We start from the raw sequence: 18560 nt of genomic DNA, 5'->3' as shown, positions 1-18560 counted from the left end.
TATTTTATAATTCATATCTTAACTTTTTTTATACTATTTCAAAAGTTATCCACAGTATATATTTGTTTCAGCTCATTTTCACTTAAATAATTCACATTTTTCACAGTTATCCACAGAATTTATCCACAGGCATGTTAATTTTGTTGATAACTTTGTTATTAACTATTTTTGGGATTTTTTTACTGTATAAATTATTTACTTTTTTATCCAAACCCCATTATATTGTTTAATCTATTTTGCAACACCTAATATATTGTGTCAACTTTTTTTCTTTACACTTATAATCCAATTTAACTTATCCACATTCTGTGGATAAGTTAAATTGTTATTTTTTACTTTTTCATATTATTATATACAACTAATATTGTCACAATTTTTAAAATATAAAAATTTTTCTATAATTTTAAAAACAAAACTTTACATGTAAACATTTTTATGATACTATTTAAAAGTAAATTAAATACTTTAGCGTGTTACTGGTTATGCAGGCAAGGCTTAAATATGTGTGAATTGTAATAATTCCTTTACCTTGGTGGAATTATATAATTTATAGATATTTAAGCCTTTTTTGTTTAACTTTCTTTATGAAAGCTGGCCAGCTTCAGAGAAATTTTACGCTATGTAAATATAACTTATAACTTAAGAATTAAAAATAGGTTTAGGAGGATTAATATTATGCTACAATTTTTACAAAGAATTGGTAAGGCTGTAATGCTTCCAATAGCTGCTCTTCCAATTGCAGGTATATTACTTGGTGTTGGTGGTGCATTATTAGGAATTGCAGGGTTAGAAAACGCTCCTGCTATTTATCAGCCATTACTTACTTTTATATCTATTCCTGCTGTTAATGCTGTATTAACAGTAATGAATGATATTGGAAATATTATTTTTGGTAACTTACCAATACTATTTGCAGTTGGAGTTGCTGTAGGTCTTGCAAAAAAAGATAAAGGCACTGCTGCTTTAGCTGCTGTATTTGGATTCCTAGTAATGAATCAAACAATTTCTTCATTACTTGCTTTAGGTGTTACTCAACTTGGAGTATTAACACCTGATAACGTTAGAGAATATGGTACTTATATCACAACTAACTTAGGAATATTCACATTAAATATGTCAGTGTTTGGTGGTATTATTACTGGTTTGGTTACAGCTGCATTACACAATAGATTCCATACAATTCAAATGCCTCCAGTACTTGGGTTCTTCTCTGGATCTAGATTTGTTCCAATCATAACATCTTTAGTTATGGCACTTGTAGGAGCAGTACTTGCCTTTGCTTGGCCTTTAGTACAAGACGGTATTGGAGTAATTGCTAACTTAGTTAGAACATCTGGTTCTATCGGAGTATTCTTCTATGGATTAATTGAAAGAGCTTTAATTCCATTTGGATTACACCACGTATTCTATACACCATTCTGGTATAGTTCATTTGTTGAAGGTCAAGTTCTTCTAAATGGTTCTGTTGGAACATTTACTACAATTGCTGGTGCTAACACTGCATACTTTGTACAATTATCTAATATGGGAGCATTAGTTGGAGCTTCTGCATCAACTATGGGTACTATCGTAAACAGTACAACTGCTTTCATGGCTGGTAAATTCCCATTCATGATGTTTGGTTTACCTGCTGCTGCATTTGCAATGTATAGAGCTGCTGCTCCAAGCAAAAAGAAGATTGTAGGTTCATTATTAGTTTCAGCTGCTGTTACTTCATTCTTAACTGGTATAACTGAACCATTAGAATTTACATTCTTATTCGTAGCACCTGCTTTATATGCAGTTCACTGTGTACTTGCTGGTTTATCTTATATGATTATGGGAATGCTTAAAGTATTCATTGGTATGACATTCTCTGGTGGTGTAATTGACTTTGCTTTATTTGGTTTATTACCTGCTGGTGCTGGTGTTAAAACTAACTGGTTATTCGTTATCTTAGTAGGTTTAGCTTATGCAGTAGTTTACTACTTCTTATTCTACTTCTTAATTACTAAGTTTAACTTAAAGACACCAGGTAGAGATGAAAATGAAGGTGAAACTAAGTTATTCACAAAGGCTGATTTCCAAGCTAAAAATGGAAATGCCAATGAACAACCTGCTGCCACTTCTGGAAAAGGTGAAATAGCTGAAAAAGCACCTGCTGTATTAGCTGCTTTAGGTGGAGCTGAAAACATAGTAAGTGTTGATGCTTGTATCACTAGATTAAGAGTAGAAGTAAAAGATAAAGCTAAAGTTCAAAAAGATGAACTTAAAACATTAGGTGCTGCTGGCGTTGTAGAAGTAGGGAACGGAATTCAAGCTATTTTCGGAGCAAAAGCAGACGGATACAAGAACGAAATAAACTCAATCCTTGGAGAGTAATCCAAGATATTTTACCAAAACAAAATTGTCAACAACTCATGTAAATAACAAACTCACTCAACAATATAAGGCTGTCATTTAATGTGACAGCCTCTTTTTTATACCTTTTATTTATACCATATATTCATCTTTGAATTTATTGATTATTTCTTTACATATATCTGGTCTCTTTTTTAACTTCTCAATATCGTATTTAGTTCCTAAGTAGTCTAATATTTTAACAGCTTTTTTCACCAATAGTACACTACGAATATTAATTCCCTTATCCATATTAAATCACCTTATATCCTTTCCTATATTATTAATTTATTCTCAGTTACTTAGGAAAGTTACTTAAGGCTCATACATATTAATCTATAATTATATTTTTCTTTACATGCAGATCCATTTGAGGATATGGTATTGATATTCCCTCTTCATCAAACTTAATTTTTACTGTTTCAAGAAGATCATAATATACAGTCCAATAATCTTCTGTTTTACACCATGCTTTAACAATAAAGTTTATAGCACTATCACCATGCATTGATATTCCAACAAAAAATTCTGGTTCTTCCAGTACTAATTCATTATTTTTCAATATATTTATAAGTACATTTTTTACTCTAATTACATCTTCTTCATAAGATACACTAAAAGTAAGATCTACTCTTCTTATTTCTTTTGAAGAATAGTTTACTATACTACTATCTGTTAAAATTCCATTAGGAATTAATATTTGCTTATTATCAAAGGTAACTAAATATGTATAAAATATGCTTATTTTTTCAACAACACCTGAATGCTCTGTTGTCTCTATAAAATCTCCTACATTAAAAGGTCTAGCTACAAGAATGATAACTCCTCCAGCCAAATTTGCTAAACTTCCTTTTAAAGCAAGACTGAGAGCTACTCCTGCTGATGCTACTATAGTAGTAAGCCCAGTTAAGTTCACTCCAATGTATTGAAGTATTATTATAATAAGCACTGTTTTTAAGGTAACATTCATTACATTATCAAGAAATCTAGTAATTGTTGGATCTGCATTTTTACTTTCCAGTATCCTTCTAATTCTTTTTAATGTTTTATTAATAACCTTCCATCCTATGGAGAGAAATATAACTCCAAAAAACATATTTACCCCTCTAGTAATTACCCATTCATATAGTTTTTCTAACATCCTTTCTAACGATACAATATCTTTCATTTTTGCCCTCCATCCTTATTCTATAAGACATTTTATATTATATCATCTTAAATATTATTTTTTAAATATTTTTACCAACTCCATCAATACTGTTGATATTAAAGCAAGTAATATACATATAGCAAATTCCATAACCCCAAAGTAATTTGGTATTGAAAATATTGCTCTTAATCCTGGAAACAGTACTATTAAATATAATAAAAGACATATACCTATTGCTCCTAAAACATATTTATTCTTTGCTACACCAATATTAAAAACAGAAATATTATCTGATCTTGCTGGTAAAGTTTGAAATATTCTGCTTAATGTAATAGTTGAAAATGCCATAGCTGCACCTAGTATAGGTGAAGTTTTATTACCTAAGTATTGTGCAATAATAACAACAATACTTATTATTATTCCTCTTATTAAAATAACACTACTAGTACCTCCTTGTAATATCCCTTCATTAATATCTCTAGGTGGTTTATTCATAGTATTAGGCTCAGCAACTTCAAAAGCTAAAGCAATAGCAGGTAAAGAGTCATTAATAAGATTAATGAATAGCAACTGTAAAGTAGTAAAAGGATTTTCCCAATTTATCACTACTGCAAATACTATTGCTATAATAGCTGCAAGGTTTCCTGCTAAAAGATAAGTAATAGATTTTTTTATATTGCTATATACTGTCCTTCCTATTTCTATAGCATTGACTATAGTTGCAAAATTATCATCAGTTAAAACCATTGCTGCTGCATCCTTAGCAACATCAGTTCCACTCCCCATACCAATGCCTATATTAGCTTGCTTAAGTGCTGGAGCATCATTAACTCCATCACCAGTCATGGCTGTAACTTTTCCTTTTTCTTGCCATGCCTTTACTATTCTTATTTTATTTTCTGGCGAAACTCTTGCATAAACAGTGATATGTTCCAATTGTTCGCTTAATTCTCCCTCACTTAATGCATCTAATTCTTTACCAGTTAATGCCTTATCATCTTTAGACATTATTCCAAGCTCTTTGGCAATGGCTGCTGCTGTAGTCTTATGGTCACCTGTTATCATAATTGTCTTTATACCAGCACTAATGGCTTCTTTAACTGCTCCAAACACTTCCTTTCTTGGTGGATCAATCATTGCCATAAGCCCTACAAAGGTAAGATCAACTTCGTCTTCTATAGCTGGCACAAAGTTTTCATCAGGAACATCTTTAATGGAAAATGCCAACACCCTAAGTGCTCTATCAGAAAACTCTTCATTGATTTGCTTATATTTATTTAATATTTCTTCTGTCATAGGTACTTCATCACCATCATTTAGTGCCTTTATTGATCTTTGTAATACTATATCTGGTGCTCCTTTAACAAACATAATTGCATTGCCACCAATAGAATTTACAGTAGACATCAATTTTCTATCAGAATCAAAAGGAATTTCATTTAACCTATCATATTTATCTCTTATTTCCTTATAATCAAGACCTCGTTTTTCTGCATATCTTAAAAAAGCTACTTCTGTTGGATCTCCTATTTCTACTCCACCTTCAGCAATTTCTGAATCATTACATAATGTTGAACTTAAATTCATTGCTCCATCTTGGCTTTCTAAAGTTGTATCTTTATCTATCTGCTCCTTCTTTACGCCATACATAAAGAAATCTACCACCGTCATTTTATTTTGTGTAAGGGTTCCTGTCTTATCAGTACATATAATACTTGTAGAACCTAAAGTTTCCACAGCTGGAAGCTTTCTTATGATAGCTTGCTTTTGTGCCATTTCCTTTGTTCCTACAGAAAGAACTATGGTTACTATTGATGATAAAGCCTCTGGAATAGCTGCCACTGCCACTGCAATTGCAAACATAAATGAACTAAATATTAAGTCTTTTAAGTTTCCACCAGCTCTATACCCTCTAAAAACCTCTACACCAAAAATAATAGCAGCAATTATCATTATAATAAGCCCTAGCTTTTTACCGAAACTATCTAATTTAACCTGTAAAGGCGTTTGCTTAGTACCTGCACTTTCAAGAAGTGTTGCAACCTTACCAACTTCCGTATTCATCCCTGTGGCTGTCACTGCCATTATTCCTCTACCATAAACTACAGTTGCACCACTAAAAACTGAATTTCTTCTATCTCCTACAACAACTTCATCTTCAATTCTCTCTGTATGCTTAAGCACTGGTTCTGATTCACCTGTAAGCATTCCTTCCACAACCTTAAGACTCTCAGCTTCAATAAGCCTACCATCTGCTGGTACATAATCACCAGCTTCTAAAAGAACTATATCTCCTGCCACAAGTTCTCTTACCTGAATAGTAACCTTTTTACCATCTCTTATGACCTTAGCATTAGGAGCTGATAACTTCTTTAAACTATCCAATGAGCTTTCTGCTTTTCTAGATTGAGTTACTCCTAAAATTGCATTTAAAATAACAACAATCAATATTATTATTGATTCTACTAATTCACCTAAAAAGATTTGTACCACTGCTGCCACTATAAGAATTATCACTAGTGGATCTGCCAAATTTTCAAAAAACATCTTCCACAAAGGTGTCTTTTTACCTTCAGTAAGTTCATTATATCCATCAGCCTTTAGCCTTGAAGCTGCATCACTGCTACTAAGTCCATTCTTGCTAGTGTCCAACTCCTTAAAAACCTGTTCTATTTCTTTTCTATAAGCCATAAAAAAATCTCCTTCCTTAATTTTTCATGACTTTAGTATTTGTATTTTTTCAAATATTATAAAAAGACTGCAAATTTCATAACTTGCAGTCTTTTTATAATATCTATTTCCTTTTTAAATTAATTTATTACATGAATTTAATTGCTAAAGGAAGATATACAAAAAATGAAATAGTAAATACTATATGAAGTACTCTGTACAGTTTATAATTTTTCTTCATAATAGTTCCTGTTATACCTATTGCTATCATTATGCTGGCAAATCCAATGTACTTAATAAAATCAGCCTGTCCAAATTTTAAGACTACTGCTGCTATCATTGCAAGAACTGATATTGCACCTAAAAACATATGAGCTTTAACATAAACTTTTTTCTTAACCTTAAATAATTTTGGTATATAATAAACTAATAATGATAAGCAAAATAATGATGATGATATTCTTTCCATTTTTTATTTCCTCCTTAGCTATATTTAACTAGTAGCTGTTGCTCTTGCAGCATCTCTAGCAGCCTTCTCCTCTGGTGTGATAGTTTTGATTTTAAATATAAAATAGTATAGCTTAAATAATATTAATGCTATTAAGGTTATTCTCATAGGCAATACATCTACAGTTATTAGTGGAATTGCTATCATGGTATCTGCAAATGCTAATAAAATCACCTTTTGCTTTAATGTCATTGCTCTTTCCTTAACAAATGATTCTAAGTGCTTTTTATATACTTTAGTGCTTATAAACCAAGTATTAAATCTTTCTGATCCCTTAGCAAAACAAAATGATGCTAATAATAGAAATGGAGTTGTTGGTAGAATTGGTAAAATTACACCTATTGCACCTAAAGCAAACGCTACCAAACCAATGCATATATAAATACCTTTTTTAACCTTACTCATATCTCAAATCTCCTTATTTATTTAATGCATGTCTTACTACTTCTGAAGGTTTGTATAATAACATTCTTGGTCCTGAAAATTTCATTACCTCTTTTGCTTTTTCTTTCATATCCTTCTTGTAACAGTGAATTGGACATCTTGAACAGGTTGATTTTTCTTCTCCAAATTTACAAAAACTTAATCTCTTATGAGCATATTCTAAGAACTCCCGACATTCGGCACAAAGTTCACCTTTAGTGCCATGTTTCTTTTTACAATATATTTCTACCATAAGCTTTATGGTTTGTTTTTCTCTTTCTATTCTTGTCATAATTTTCTCCCTTTTAAATGATAATTATTTTCATTTATATACTTTAAGATATCATAGTAATTTTCTATACATTTTAAATATTTTTAGTTTTTTTTTATTGTATTTTTAGAATTAATCATCAGTAAAATTTTAATTATTTTACTATAAAGAAAATTTATTTTTATACGCCACCACCTTTTATTACTTTTTTATGAAAAAATTACTTTTTTTAACTTGTTATTCTTTATACCGCTCAGTATAATTAATAAAAATAAACTATTGGAGGGAAATTATGAGTATCTATGATTTAATCAATAAAAAGAAGAAAAAACAAAAAGCTAAAATGGTAAAAACAGCTGCTTTAACTGCTGCTCTAGGAGTTACTGCTGGTGCTACTGCAGGAGTGTTATTTGCACCTAAATCTGGAAAAGAAACTAGAGAAGATATTGCTAATAAATCTTCTGAAACTAAAGATAAGTTAGTTAAAAAAACTAAAGCAACTAAAGCTGCTATAAGCAAAAAAGTTAGTGAAGGTAAAAAAGATGTTTCTACTGCTAAAGAAAAAATTTCTGAATACTTAGCTTCTAAAAAAGGTCAAAAGCAAGAAGCTTGTGATGTAGTTGAAGAATTAGCTTTAGCTGATACAGAAGTTGATGAAGAAATAACAGAAGAAGAATTAACTGAAGAAGTTTAATAGGAGATTAATATGTACATAAGCTTATCGCTATTATTAAATGTCATCTTAGGTTCATTAGGAATAGCTGCACTTATATTATTTATTATACTTATATTAAAAGTTTTAAAGCTTGTTAATAATATAAACTCATTAATTGATAGCAATAAAAATAATATAACTAAGGCTTGTAGTAATCTTCCTACTATTTCTAAAAATGCAATTGATATAACTGATAATGTAAAGGGAATTACAGATGTAGCTACAGAAGCAACTGCTGAGGCTATTGTTGCTAAGGATAACTTTCTTTCAAACTATGAAACTATAAAGGACATTATAAATATAATTGCATCTATATTCATAAAATAGTAAAAGGAATCCAAAATTATTGTTTTGGATTCCTCTACTTTTTTCTTATTTATAAAGCTGCTATTTCAAATAAATATAATCCACTTATTACTGCCTCTGGTGCAATAATTGCTATCTTAGCCATTTCAGATACTATATCTTGTCCATCTAATAATTTATACAAAATAGAGGCTATTATCTCTTCATTAAAAATCCCCCTTCATATATTATCTTTTCCCTATAATATATGAAGGAGGCTTTCTTTATGTTACATAGTTTTAATACTGACAATAAATAAACTCTGTAATGATTTCATAATTAATTCATAATTATGAAACGTATTTGTTTATTTTGTATATTTCTTTATAAACTTCTCTTATATTTTCAAGCATCATCTTATTGTAGATATTGTCTGATTTCTTAATGTGGTCTTCTATTTTGTCTAATAGCTCCTTGATATTTTGATCTGTAAATGAAGTAATCATCTTCATATCTTCCACTATATATTTTGAATCTATATTTTTAAATTTATCATTACTAAATAAAATATATAATTCATGAATATTTAATATTAAAAGCCTGTTTTGACTGATAGACTTTATTGCTCTCTTATTAAGAAACTCTTTATTATTCTCCAATCTACTTTCAATTAATGATGTAATAATAAATAAATTATTCATACCATGCATATTGTTTTCTGTTGGTGATAAATATACCTTCTTAAGCATTGCTTTTACTGCCTCTAAATACATACCTTCTAACTCTCTGGTATAGTCTTCAATTTTTCTTGGTAAGATAAATCTATTTATAATTATTGCTAATACAACACCAATGGCAACAAATATTATTCTTCTTAAAGTTAAAACAGTAGTATTTCCTAATAAAGCTGCAGAACCTATAGCCGACACTGTAGTACATATGGTCTTATGCTTATATTCTTTTAAATATGAATTTACATAACCAGCACCAATAAGAATCATACTTCTTATACCAACACTTTTAAAAATACTAAACAGTATCACTATTATAACTGCTCCTATTATGGTAGCTATAAATCTATCCTTAGCCTTCTTTATGGAAGCCTCATATATAGGAACTACCAATGAAACCATAGTAAATATAATCCATCTTCCTTCTGATAAATTAAAGTAATCACTAACAAAAGCTGCTAAAGAAATTCCAATAGCTGATCTTATTGCAAAAGAAAGTTTTACTGAATTCATAATAAATCTCTTCTTATTTATTGATTGCAATTGAGTAGGATAATCAGTTTCTGTAAATTTAATATTATTATAATTTTCTTTACCTAACACTCTCAATTCTGTAAGAGCAACCTTTAATATTTCTAAAGAATTTAAAATTTGTATAGCATGTATTCTACTAGCTTGTATATCTTTATGATTATCAATAACACTATCTATATAATCTTCTAATTCTTTTATATTATTATCTTCACCTAGTACTACATTAAGCCTTTTCATACATTGTCTTAAACCCATTAATATACCTTTAAGTTCTTCAACATTATAATCTTTATTTAAATTTATAGATATCTTTTCAAGCGTTGATAAAATATTTATCTTAATTCTTGCTTCTTCTGTTATATAAAAATTTTCTTTTCTATTATCATAAACAATAGCTCTAAATTCATCTATATACTTTCTAATATCTTTATCTATATAAGAATTATTTTTTTCAACATTATCTTCATCTAATATAATATCTATTTTTTCTATTATTTTACTACAAATATTTTCAATAATTCTATTACCCTTTTTAAAGATTTTTTGTCTATTAAAAAGCATTTGAAAACTCATTATTGCTATAGGTGCAACTAATAATGAAGCCAATCTAATTGGCATTTCCTTTAATGTTACAGGTATTGATAAAATAAAAGCATATTGCAACGTGAATGGAAGATATAACGATTCCTTTAAATTAAAATATAACTTATAACTGATTATAAATATTATTATAAAATTTATAGGAATACCTATCCATGGATTTAATAATGAAATATATGCCCCAACGCCAGTTATTACATTTAAAAGTATAAGTTTCATTAAATTCTCCATAGGTGACATAGTTAAATCTACATTTATAAACATCAACATAGCTGTAATGGTGCTTACTCCTATTAAAGTATTTTTGTCACCAAAAATACTTTTAAAGCTCATAATAAAAGCTACTATAAAAACAAACATAAAGGTTTGTTTTTTTATATTTTCTTTATTAACTACTTTTTCATATTTCATTAACACTTCCCCCTTTTAATTTTTTATACTTATATTATACATTATATTAAAACTTTGTAAAAGTTTATTTATACTATATAAAAAAATAAAGGATATAGTATAATATAATACTATATCTTCCATTCTCCACTTTAAATATTAATATATTAAACTTTTTTGTATATTATAAAATTTATTTCCAATAATATTAATTTAATGATATTCTTTTTTATATAAACTTTTTTCTTTTAAAAAAAAGGAGGATACTTTTGAATAAGAAATATAAAAACATAATTATATATTTAATACCGTCTACTTTCATACTTATTGTATTTGGCATAATTTATTATTTAAAGGGGCTATTTCCTTTTGGTAATGGTAGCATTGCCTGGGCAGATATGTATGAGCAGCAAATACCTTTATTTTATAAATTATCTGATATATTGCGTACAGATAATAGTATATTTTATGATTTCTCCAGTGGTATGGGGCAAAACTTTCTAGGTATATCTGCTTATTATCTAATAAGTCCTTTTTCATTACTGACTGTTTTGATACCAAGAAACTTTATTCCTAACTTTATGAATATATTGCTTGTCCTTAAAGTATGCTTAATAACAGTTTCTTCTATGTTCTTCTTTCAAAGAACATTTAAGAATTTATCAAAATGGTGGATGTATTTCTTTTCAGTATGCTATGGTTTATGTAGCTATACATTTATTATGTATCAACTGATTGGTTATCTTGATTTTCTTATAATCTTTCCCTTACTACTTTTAGCATTGCGAAGATTATATGATGATGGTAATCCAGCTTATTATATAACTCTATTTACCATAGCATCAGCCTGTAACTTTTATGTGGGCTTTATGTTATTTTTATTTATTATTTTTGCATCCTTTATTTATTTAAAACTTTATTGTCCTAAGGAATTTATAAAGGATAGAATATTTAAAATATTATGCAGTACATTCTTTTCATCGCTTATAGTACTGCCTTTAACATTACCGTCTACCATACAAATTTTGAAATCTAATAGAGTGCCTGAATCTATTACAACTATTTTAAATGGATCACCATTTTCATATATTTTAGATAAAATTTCTTATTTCTTTTTAATTGGTGCTATCTTACCTTTTATCATAATGTTACTGATTAAATACAAGGAAAATAGAAAATTCATTATCTTAACTTTAAGCACCATTGCTTTTACCACCATCCAAGTAATAATTGATGGTATAAATAAATTATGGTACATGGGATGCTACTCAAGCTTTTCATTAAACTTTGCCTTTATACCAACATTTATCTTAATAATAATGGCAGCATACTACATTAATAAATATGGTTGCAGAAATAAAAATTCTCTAAAATTTATTTCTCTTATTCCTATAACCTTTATATTTGTAAGTGCTATTTATTATGTTTATAAAAATTATTATCTGGTAATTCAAGATACTATAAGGACTCTTACCTTACATTCTAATAAGGAAGTTTTCTTGATACTATTTATCTTATTTATAGTTTGCTTTATTTGCTATATGATATTATTCCTTATTGCCAAAGGTAAACTACTGTATATTACCTTAAGTACGTTCTTCTTTATTCAAGTTCTATTTAATGGTTTAATATATATATGTATAGATAGCTATACACCTTATATCAGTGAGGAATATGATGTATTAAATTCCTTATATTCATATGATTTTAATGATGAAAGTTACTTTAGAATAAAAGATACCTTTAATTTATTTAATTTTAACAGCTCCTATATATCTAATAAAAATGATTTATCTCATTTTTCATCATTAACCAATAAGGATCATATGAATATCATGAAAAAATTAGGTTATAGTTCTGTATGGATGAGAACTTCTGATGTTGGAGGAACTATCTTCAGCGATAGCTTATTCAATATAAAATATGTAATAGTTGATAGTGAATTATCTTCAAAATACTATAGCTATTTAGATTCTATTGGTTCATTTAATATATATAAAAATAATTATTTTATCAATAATGGATTACTACTTACAAAAGGTACTGATACTGAAGTAATTATCAATTCAAAATCGGTTTTTGAAGCTCAAAATAACCTATATAAGGCATTAAGTAATGATGAAGAGAACCTTTTTAAAGAATATAACTCCTTCAAACTTACTAATTTAAGCGTTACAAATAACGAAGGTACTTATTCCTATGAAATAATAGATTCATCTTCTCCTGCTTATTTAGAAGTAACAGTAAATTGCTTTAATAATCAGCTATATTTAAACTGCCTAAAAAGTTTAGATAATAGCCAAAATATCGAAATATTCAACTGCTTTAAAGTTTATATTAATGATCAATTACTTAACTGCAATTTATCAAATAGATTTTATCAAAGTGCTGATGGTACTTTTCCTTCAACATTTAATAATGGTCTTTTAGATTTAGGAAGCTATTCTACTGAAGATGTGACCATAAAACTTGAAGTCTTAAGAGATTTTGATATCACCGAATTATCTGTGGGCAGTATGGACATTGATAAATTTGAAAAATTTGTTTTTGATAAAACAGCTAGCTATTCCGATATCATTACTTATGATAATAATTTAATTTGTCAGGCAAGTGCTAACGATAATAATCAAATGCTCTTCCTTACTATACCCTATGATGAAGGATGGATTTGTACAATAAATGGCAATGGTCAGCCTATAGAAAATGTTTTTGATGGTTTTATTGGAATACCTTTAATTGAAGGGTATAACTATATTGAACTTGCTTATTATCCTAAAGGATTTAAGTTTGGTACCGTCACAAGCTTATCTACACTTACAATAATCCTTTTCATCTTCTTATACTGGGTTAAAAATGGATATAAGATTAATTCTAAGTTACTATCAATTTCTTATAATCTATACTGCTTGCTTTTATTTTTAATACTTTTTATTTTCTATGTAATTCCTATATACATATTTATCTTTAGATTATTTTCTTAAGGAAGGTGATGTTCTTCACCTTTCTTTTTATTGAATAAATATTTATTACCAACACTTTAGAAAACGTATATTAGTTACAAATTTATTACATTTTTACCTAAAGTATTTACTTTTGCCAAAAAAGTGCTAAAATTACTTTTGAAATATTAACTTTATTTAACAAATATAATATTTTGTATATAATTTATGGGAGGTAAAAATGAAAGTTTTTAAAAAAAATCCTTTTAAAAACCCTATTTTTATTTGTATATTAACATCAATGTTTTTAAACTTAGCAATAGAGTTTTTTAGTAGAAGGTCATTGGTAGAAGGCTTTAAATATATGACAAAAAGTCCACTTGTGTTCTTATATAACTCTTTCATTATCTGTATATCATTAGCACTTATATTCTTATTTAAAAGACGTGTTTTTGTTTATGCAGTAATTTGTACTATTTGGCTTGGATTCGGAATAACTAACGGTATTATTTTAAGTAGTAGAGTTACCCCTTTTACAGCAGTTGATTTTACAATGATAAAAAATGCTTTTTCATTGTTGCATACTTATTTTAATAATTTCCAATTAATTTTAATTTGTGGTGGATTAATACTTGCCTTAATTGGTCTTGTTTTATTCTTTATATTTGCACCAAAATACCAAGGCAAAATTAAATATAGCAGAAACATTCCAGCATTCTTATTACTATTCTTTTCTTTTTTTGGAGTAACAAAGATTGCTTTAAAAGCTAATATTATTACCGATTACTTTGGAAATATAGCTTTTGCTTATTTAGATTATGGATTCCCTTATTGCTTTGGTAATACATTATTAAATACAGGAATAGATAAACCTACTAATTACTCTGAAGAAACAATCAATAGTATCTTTACAAAAGATACACAAGTTGGTGCCGATGAAGATAACATATCTGTATTAGCTAGTACAAGCTCTCTAGCAAATGAACAATATGGAACTCCAAATATTATCTTCTTGCAATTAGAGTCATTCTTCGATATTACACAAGTTGAAGGAGTAACTTTCTCACAAGATCCAATTCCTAATTTCAGAAGCTTATCTAAAAATTATTCTTCTGGATTAGTAGAAGTTCCATCTATTGGAGCCGGTACTGCTAACACTGAATTTGAAATTATTTCAGGAATGAGCTTAGATTACTTTGGACCGGGAGAATATCCTTATAAATCAATCTTAAAGGAAAAGACAGTTGAAAGTGCTGCTTACTCTTTAAAAGATTTAGGATATAGTTCTCATGCAATCCATAATAATAAAGGTACCTTTTATACAAGACATAGAGTATTTTCAAGATTAGGTTTCGACACTTTTACATCTATTGAATATATGAACAACCTTGAATATACACCTTTAGGCTGGGCAAAAGATAGAGTCCTTACTGAAGAAATAATCAAAGCACTAGATTCTACTGTGGATCAACAAGATTATGTTTATACTATTTCTGTTCAAGGTCACGGTGATTATCCTGAACATAAAGTTCTTGAAAACCCAGCAATAACTGTTGGTGGCATTGAAGACGAAGGAACTCGTTATGCATATGAATATTATACTAATGAAATTCATGAAATGGATAACTTTATTGGTGAATTAATCCAATCATTATCTAACTATGATGAAGATATAGTGTTAGTTATGTATGGTGATCACTTACCAAGCTTAGGTATTGAAAATGAGGACCTTACTTATAATAATAACTTCGAAACTCCTTATGTAATGTGGTCTAATTTTAACTTACCTAAGGAAGATAAGAACTTATATGCTTATCAATTAACTTCATACACTCTTGATAGACTTCATCTAACTGCTGGAACTTTAATAAACTTCCATCAAAATCATTCAGAAGATGAAGATTATCAACGTAACTTAAAGCTTCTTCAATATGATATGCTTTATGGTAATCAATATATCTATGGTGGAATTAATCCATTTGAAAGAACTAAATTACAAATGGGAGTTGTCCCAATAACAATATCTAATGTGTATGAACAAGATGGTCAAGTATTTGTAGAAGGAGAAAACTTTACTACATTCAGTAGAATTGCTATAAATGGTCATGAAAAATCAACTACCTTTATATCTCCAAATTATCTAATGCTTGATGATACAAAGCTAAGTGATTCAGATTCTATAAGGGTAGATCAAGTTACTATTACCAACTTTACTTTAAGTAAATCTGAACCATATATTTATGGTGATGTTTTAAATGAAAACAGTGAAATACTTTCTCTTGAGAAAACTATAATACAGTAAAATAAAAACTCCCGGCTTAATAACCGAGAGTTTTTATTTATAATATCTAAATTAATTTTTATCACTAGTATCTTTTTCTTGAGATAAAAGTTTTAATATTTGAATACATGTAATTACTAGTGAACTTTCTTTCTTATAAGCTATATACTTTTCATTCCAATCACTTGCATATTTATCTTTAAACTTCTTTAATCCCTTAAAAGAATAAATAAAGTTTCCATTAATAAATATTTGATATGCTATTTTTTCCCTTATAAATGAATACTTACTTTCTCCTACTTCAGCTAATGGAACTAACCCTAAATTAAAGAATTCATATCCATTTTCTTTACTATATTCAAATAAGTTTACAAATATAAAATCCATTATTCCATTTAATTGTATATCTTTAAATCTCATAAGATCCACTGATAGAGTTTTATTATCATACATAGGCATAATTGTTGCAAATGCTTTAATTTCTCCTTCAGCATTTCTAACTATAGCTATTTTGTCCATTTCAATATATTCCCTATCAAAATAACCTACACAGAACCCTTTCTCTTTTTTACCATTTAACCATTCATCAGAAACATCCTTTAATTCTTTAAATAACTCATCTGTAAATGGAGGTTCTTCTATAGAAAAAGTATATCCTGCTTTATCAATTCTAGATACAGCTTGTCTTTTACTCTTATTTTTATTTCCTGCTAATGAGAAATCCTCTAATTTTACAATTGCTTCTTGACCAAGTTTCATAAAATCATATCCCATATCATGAAGCTCTGGGAATATATTTATATCTACTCCAGTAAACACTAATGTGTATCCATACAAATCTGCTAAATCATAAAATTCTCTAGTAGCATTAAAGAACGAATTTTCATTTCCTATAGGGTTTCCTAAAATAACTATTTTATCGCTTATAATTTGATATTGGAAAAATACATCTTCTGTATCATTTATATACACATATTTATCTCCAACAAAAACATAATGAGCTAAACTTGATCCACCATGCTTTGAAATTATCTCTTTAATTTTTTCTTTATTTAATTTTTCCTTAGGGAATTTATTAAATCTATTTATATTAAGTAAAATTATAACTAATGATATTGAAATTATTACACCTAAAAATATTGAAATTATTATTCTTTCTACATATGCTTTTGATTCTTCAATATCAATCTTTGATAAATCAAATTCTTCTGAATTAAATTCTTCTGAATTAAAATTAATATTTATTGAATTAATATCTAATGAATTAATATCTAATGAATTAAGCTGTGAATAAGAAGGTGAATTAACAATTAAGCTTATAGTAAATAAAATTAAAACTGAGCATATACTTTTCATAGCACTTTTCCATGTATATATAAACCCTTTTTTATAAAACCTATTTTTACTTAAAATAATTAATAACCATCCAATGATTACCACTAAATAGCTAGTAAAACTTTTTATAACTGTCATTGTTAATAATGTTATTAACGCAAAGCTTGTTACTAAAATATAATATACTTTTTTAGTTCTAGTATTTAAAATTGATGCTAAAACTACTAATAAAAATCCTAATACAATACTTAAATATAAAGCAAAATCCAATATATTAATTTTAAATATTGAACTTCTATGAATTACTTTACTAATATCAATCTCTATCCAAAATATCAAAAGTATTCCAGTAATATAAACTGTTAATGTTAAAATAGTACTTGCTATTTTAGAGTTAATTCTTGACATCAATTCTTTTATTTCTGAATTAGTATTGTTATATAATTCAGTTATGTATAATATTGCCCCTATTAATAAAGGAACTATATAATAACTTATCCTATATAGTATAAGTAATAATAATATTTGTTCTGATTGAACATTAAATTTCTTTAATCCTACAAGTAATGTTAAATCAAATGTTCCTGCACCACCTGGTACCATACTAATAATAGCTATTATTATTGCTTTAATATATACAGGCGCAAATTGAACTAATGTTACTTTTATTCCTAAAATAACTATTAATCCATAAATTAATAAAATAGTTGTTATCCATTCAAGAATCGAAATAGACATTATCTTCAAATTAATTAAATATGCTTCTTTATTCTTATCTTTTATACATTTACATGTACTAAAAGCTAAAACTCCTACAATATAAAGTCCAAATAAAATTGATGCATAAAAAACTATATTAAATTCTTTAATAGTGAAAAAACACCATATACTATATATAAGACATATTAAAGAAAATCCACTTAAATTTAATCCTACAACTTTTAAATTTTCTTTTGTTAATTCTGATTTATCTTTAACATAATTTTTATAAAAGTGATTTTTTATAAGAATTGCAGCACTTCCACCAAATCCAACAATACTTGAAACTGAGCTGGCAATCCAAGAATACTTATATACTTTTCCTATTGGTAAATCTATAGGTATGCTTTTTCTAGTTACTAAATCATAAAAAGATAATGGAATATATGAAATTACACCTAATGCTGCAATTATTAATAAATTAACAATTGTTAATTTATCAGCATATTTTTTAAATAAACTTATATCTATATCTATAAATATTTTATATAGTTCTTTAAAAGCAATAAAGAATATTGTTATTATAACTATACTTTGAATTATTCTAAATAATTTTTTATTTATTTTCATTTTTATTTAACCCTTCACTG

The 18560-nt window shown here is 27.5% G+C and carries 13 protein-coding genes; 5 read left to right on the top strand and 8 right to left on the bottom strand.

Annotated elements, in window-relative coordinates:
• The first annotated feature begins 675 nt into the window (after positions 1–675).
• Complete coding sequence (locus BHW04_RS04960) at positions 676–2361, top strand: PTS transporter subunit EIIC (protein ID WP_186834364.1); 1686 nt, start codon at positions 676–678, stop codon at positions 2359–2361.
• Between the two features lie 111 nt (positions 2362–2472).
• On the opposite strand, the gene BHW04_RS04955 is transcribed toward BHW04_RS04960, so the two are convergent.
• From BHW04_RS04955 to BHW04_RS04930, 6 genes are all read right to left on the bottom strand, one after another.
• A complete protein-coding gene (locus BHW04_RS04955; RefSeq protein ID WP_022212263.1) occupies positions 2473–2631 on the bottom strand; it encodes a hypothetical protein in 159 nt (52 codons plus the stop codon).
• A 79-nt stretch (positions 2632–2710) separates the two neighbouring features.
• Positions 2711–3547 (bottom strand): mechanosensitive ion channel family protein, encoded by an 837-nt coding sequence (locus tag BHW04_RS04950; protein WP_186834363.1) that lies wholly within the window; start codon positions 3545–3547, stop codon positions 2711–2713.
• Between the two features lie 54 nt (positions 3548–3601).
• Positions 3602–6220: a calcium-translocating P-type ATPase, PMCA-type gene (locus BHW04_RS04945; RefSeq protein WP_302699101.1), complete on the bottom strand. Its 2619-nt coding sequence runs from the start codon at positions 6218–6220 to the stop codon at positions 3602–3604.
• Positions 6221–6347: 127 nt separating this feature from the next.
• Positions 6348–6668 (bottom strand): hypothetical protein, encoded by a 321-nt coding sequence (locus BHW04_RS04940; protein ID WP_022212266.1) that lies wholly within the window; start codon positions 6666–6668, stop codon positions 6348–6350.
• Between the two features lie 24 nt (positions 6669–6692).
• Positions 6693–7112 (bottom strand): YbaN family protein, encoded by a 420-nt coding sequence (locus tag BHW04_RS04935; protein WP_302699100.1) that lies wholly within the window; start codon positions 7110–7112, stop codon positions 6693–6695.
• 13 nt (positions 7113–7125) lie between these two features.
• Positions 7126–7422 carry a nitrous oxide-stimulated promoter family protein gene (locus BHW04_RS04930; protein WP_022212267.1) on the bottom strand — a complete coding sequence of 99 codons (297 nt, stop codon included), beginning with the start codon at positions 7420–7422 and terminating at the stop codon, positions 7126–7128.
• A 271-nt stretch (positions 7423–7693) separates the two neighbouring features.
• Between BHW04_RS04930 and BHW04_RS04925 the strand changes: the two genes are divergently transcribed.
• Positions 7694–8095 carry a YtxH domain-containing protein gene (locus tag BHW04_RS04925; protein WP_302699099.1) on the top strand — a complete coding sequence of 134 codons (402 nt, stop codon included), beginning with the start codon at positions 7694–7696 and terminating at the stop codon, positions 8093–8095.
• A 12-nt stretch (positions 8096–8107) separates the two neighbouring features.
• On the top strand, positions 8108–8443 hold the full coding sequence (locus tag BHW04_RS04920; RefSeq protein WP_022168670.1) for a hypothetical protein: 336 nt from the start codon (positions 8108–8110) through the stop codon (positions 8441–8443).
• Positions 8444–8751: 308 nt separating this feature from the next.
• On the opposite strand, the gene BHW04_RS04915 is transcribed toward BHW04_RS04920, so the two are convergent.
• Positions 8752–10677 (bottom strand): FUSC family protein, encoded by a 1926-nt coding sequence (locus tag BHW04_RS04915; protein ID WP_302699098.1) that lies wholly within the window; start codon positions 10675–10677, stop codon positions 8752–8754.
• Positions 10678–10925: 248 nt separating this feature from the next.
• On the opposite strand from BHW04_RS04915, the gene BHW04_RS04910 reads away from it, so the two are divergent.
• Together BHW04_RS04910 and BHW04_RS04905 are read left to right on the top strand one after the other, a co-directional pair.
• Positions 10926–13637, top strand: a complete 2712-nt coding sequence (locus BHW04_RS04910) for a YfhO family protein (protein ID WP_302699097.1) — start codon at positions 10926–10928, stop codon at positions 13635–13637.
• Positions 13638–13836: 199 nt separating this feature from the next.
• Positions 13837–15897 carry an LTA synthase family protein gene (locus BHW04_RS04905; RefSeq protein ID WP_302699096.1) on the top strand — a complete coding sequence of 687 codons (2061 nt, stop codon included), beginning with the start codon at positions 13837–13839 and terminating at the stop codon, positions 15895–15897.
• Between the two features lie 51 nt (positions 15898–15948).
• On the opposite strand, the gene mprF is transcribed toward BHW04_RS04905, so the two are convergent.
• Positions 15949–18540: a bifunctional lysylphosphatidylglycerol flippase/synthetase MprF gene (mprF, locus tag BHW04_RS04900; RefSeq protein ID WP_302699095.1), complete on the bottom strand. Its 2592-nt coding sequence runs from the start codon at positions 18538–18540 to the stop codon at positions 15949–15951.
• Positions 18541–18560 lie beyond the last annotated feature (20 nt).

It is taken from the genome of Clostridium sp. 29_15, assembly GCF_001916075.1.
GTDB lineage: Bacteria > Bacillota > Clostridia > Clostridiales > Clostridiaceae > Clostridium > Clostridium lentum.
The sequence above is the reverse complement of the archived record's forward strand: the minus strand, read 5'-3'. Positions and strand labels throughout refer to the sequence as shown.

What these genes read in the sequence shown, in the direction of transcription:
- BHW04_RS04960 (WP_186834364.1), top strand. Translation starts at nt 676, where the DNA reads ATGCTACAATTTTTACAAAGAATTGGTAAGGCTGTAATGCTTCCAATA.
- BHW04_RS04955 (WP_022212263.1), bottom strand. Translation starts at nt 2,631, where the DNA reads ATGGATAAGGGAATTAATATTCGTAGTGTACTATTGGTGAAAAAAGCT.
- BHW04_RS04950 (WP_186834363.1), bottom strand. Translation starts at nt 3,547, where the DNA reads ATGAAAGATATTGTATCGTTAGAAAGGATGTTAGAAAAACTATATGAA.
- BHW04_RS04945 (WP_302699101.1), bottom strand. Translation starts at nt 6,220, where the DNA reads ATGGCTTATAGAAAAGAAATAGAACAGGTTTTTAAGGAGTTGGACACT.
- BHW04_RS04940 (WP_022212266.1), bottom strand. Translation starts at nt 6,668, where the DNA reads ATGGAAAGAATATCATCATCATTATTTTGCTTATCATTATTAGTTTAT.
- BHW04_RS04935 (WP_302699100.1), bottom strand. Translation starts at nt 7,112, where the DNA reads ATGAGTAAGGTTAAAAAAGGTATTTATATATGCATTGGTTTGGTAGCG.
- BHW04_RS04930 (WP_022212267.1), bottom strand. Translation starts at nt 7,422, where the DNA reads ATGACAAGAATAGAAAGAGAAAAACAAACCATAAAGCTTATGGTAGAA.
- BHW04_RS04925 (WP_302699099.1), top strand. Translation starts at nt 7,694, where the DNA reads ATGAGTATCTATGATTTAATCAATAAAAAGAAGAAAAAACAAAAAGCT.
- BHW04_RS04920 (WP_022168670.1), top strand. Translation starts at nt 8,108, where the DNA reads ATGTACATAAGCTTATCGCTATTATTAAATGTCATCTTAGGTTCATTA.
- BHW04_RS04915 (WP_302699098.1), bottom strand. Translation starts at nt 10,677, where the DNA reads ATGAAATATGAAAAAGTAGTTAATAAAGAAAATATAAAAAAACAAACC.
- BHW04_RS04905 (WP_302699096.1), top strand. Translation starts at nt 13,837, where the DNA reads ATGAAAGTTTTTAAAAAAAATCCTTTTAAAAACCCTATTTTTATTTGT.
- mprF (WP_302699095.1), bottom strand. Translation starts at nt 18,540, where the DNA reads ATGAAAATAAATAAAAAATTATTTAGAATAATTCAAAGTATAGTTATA.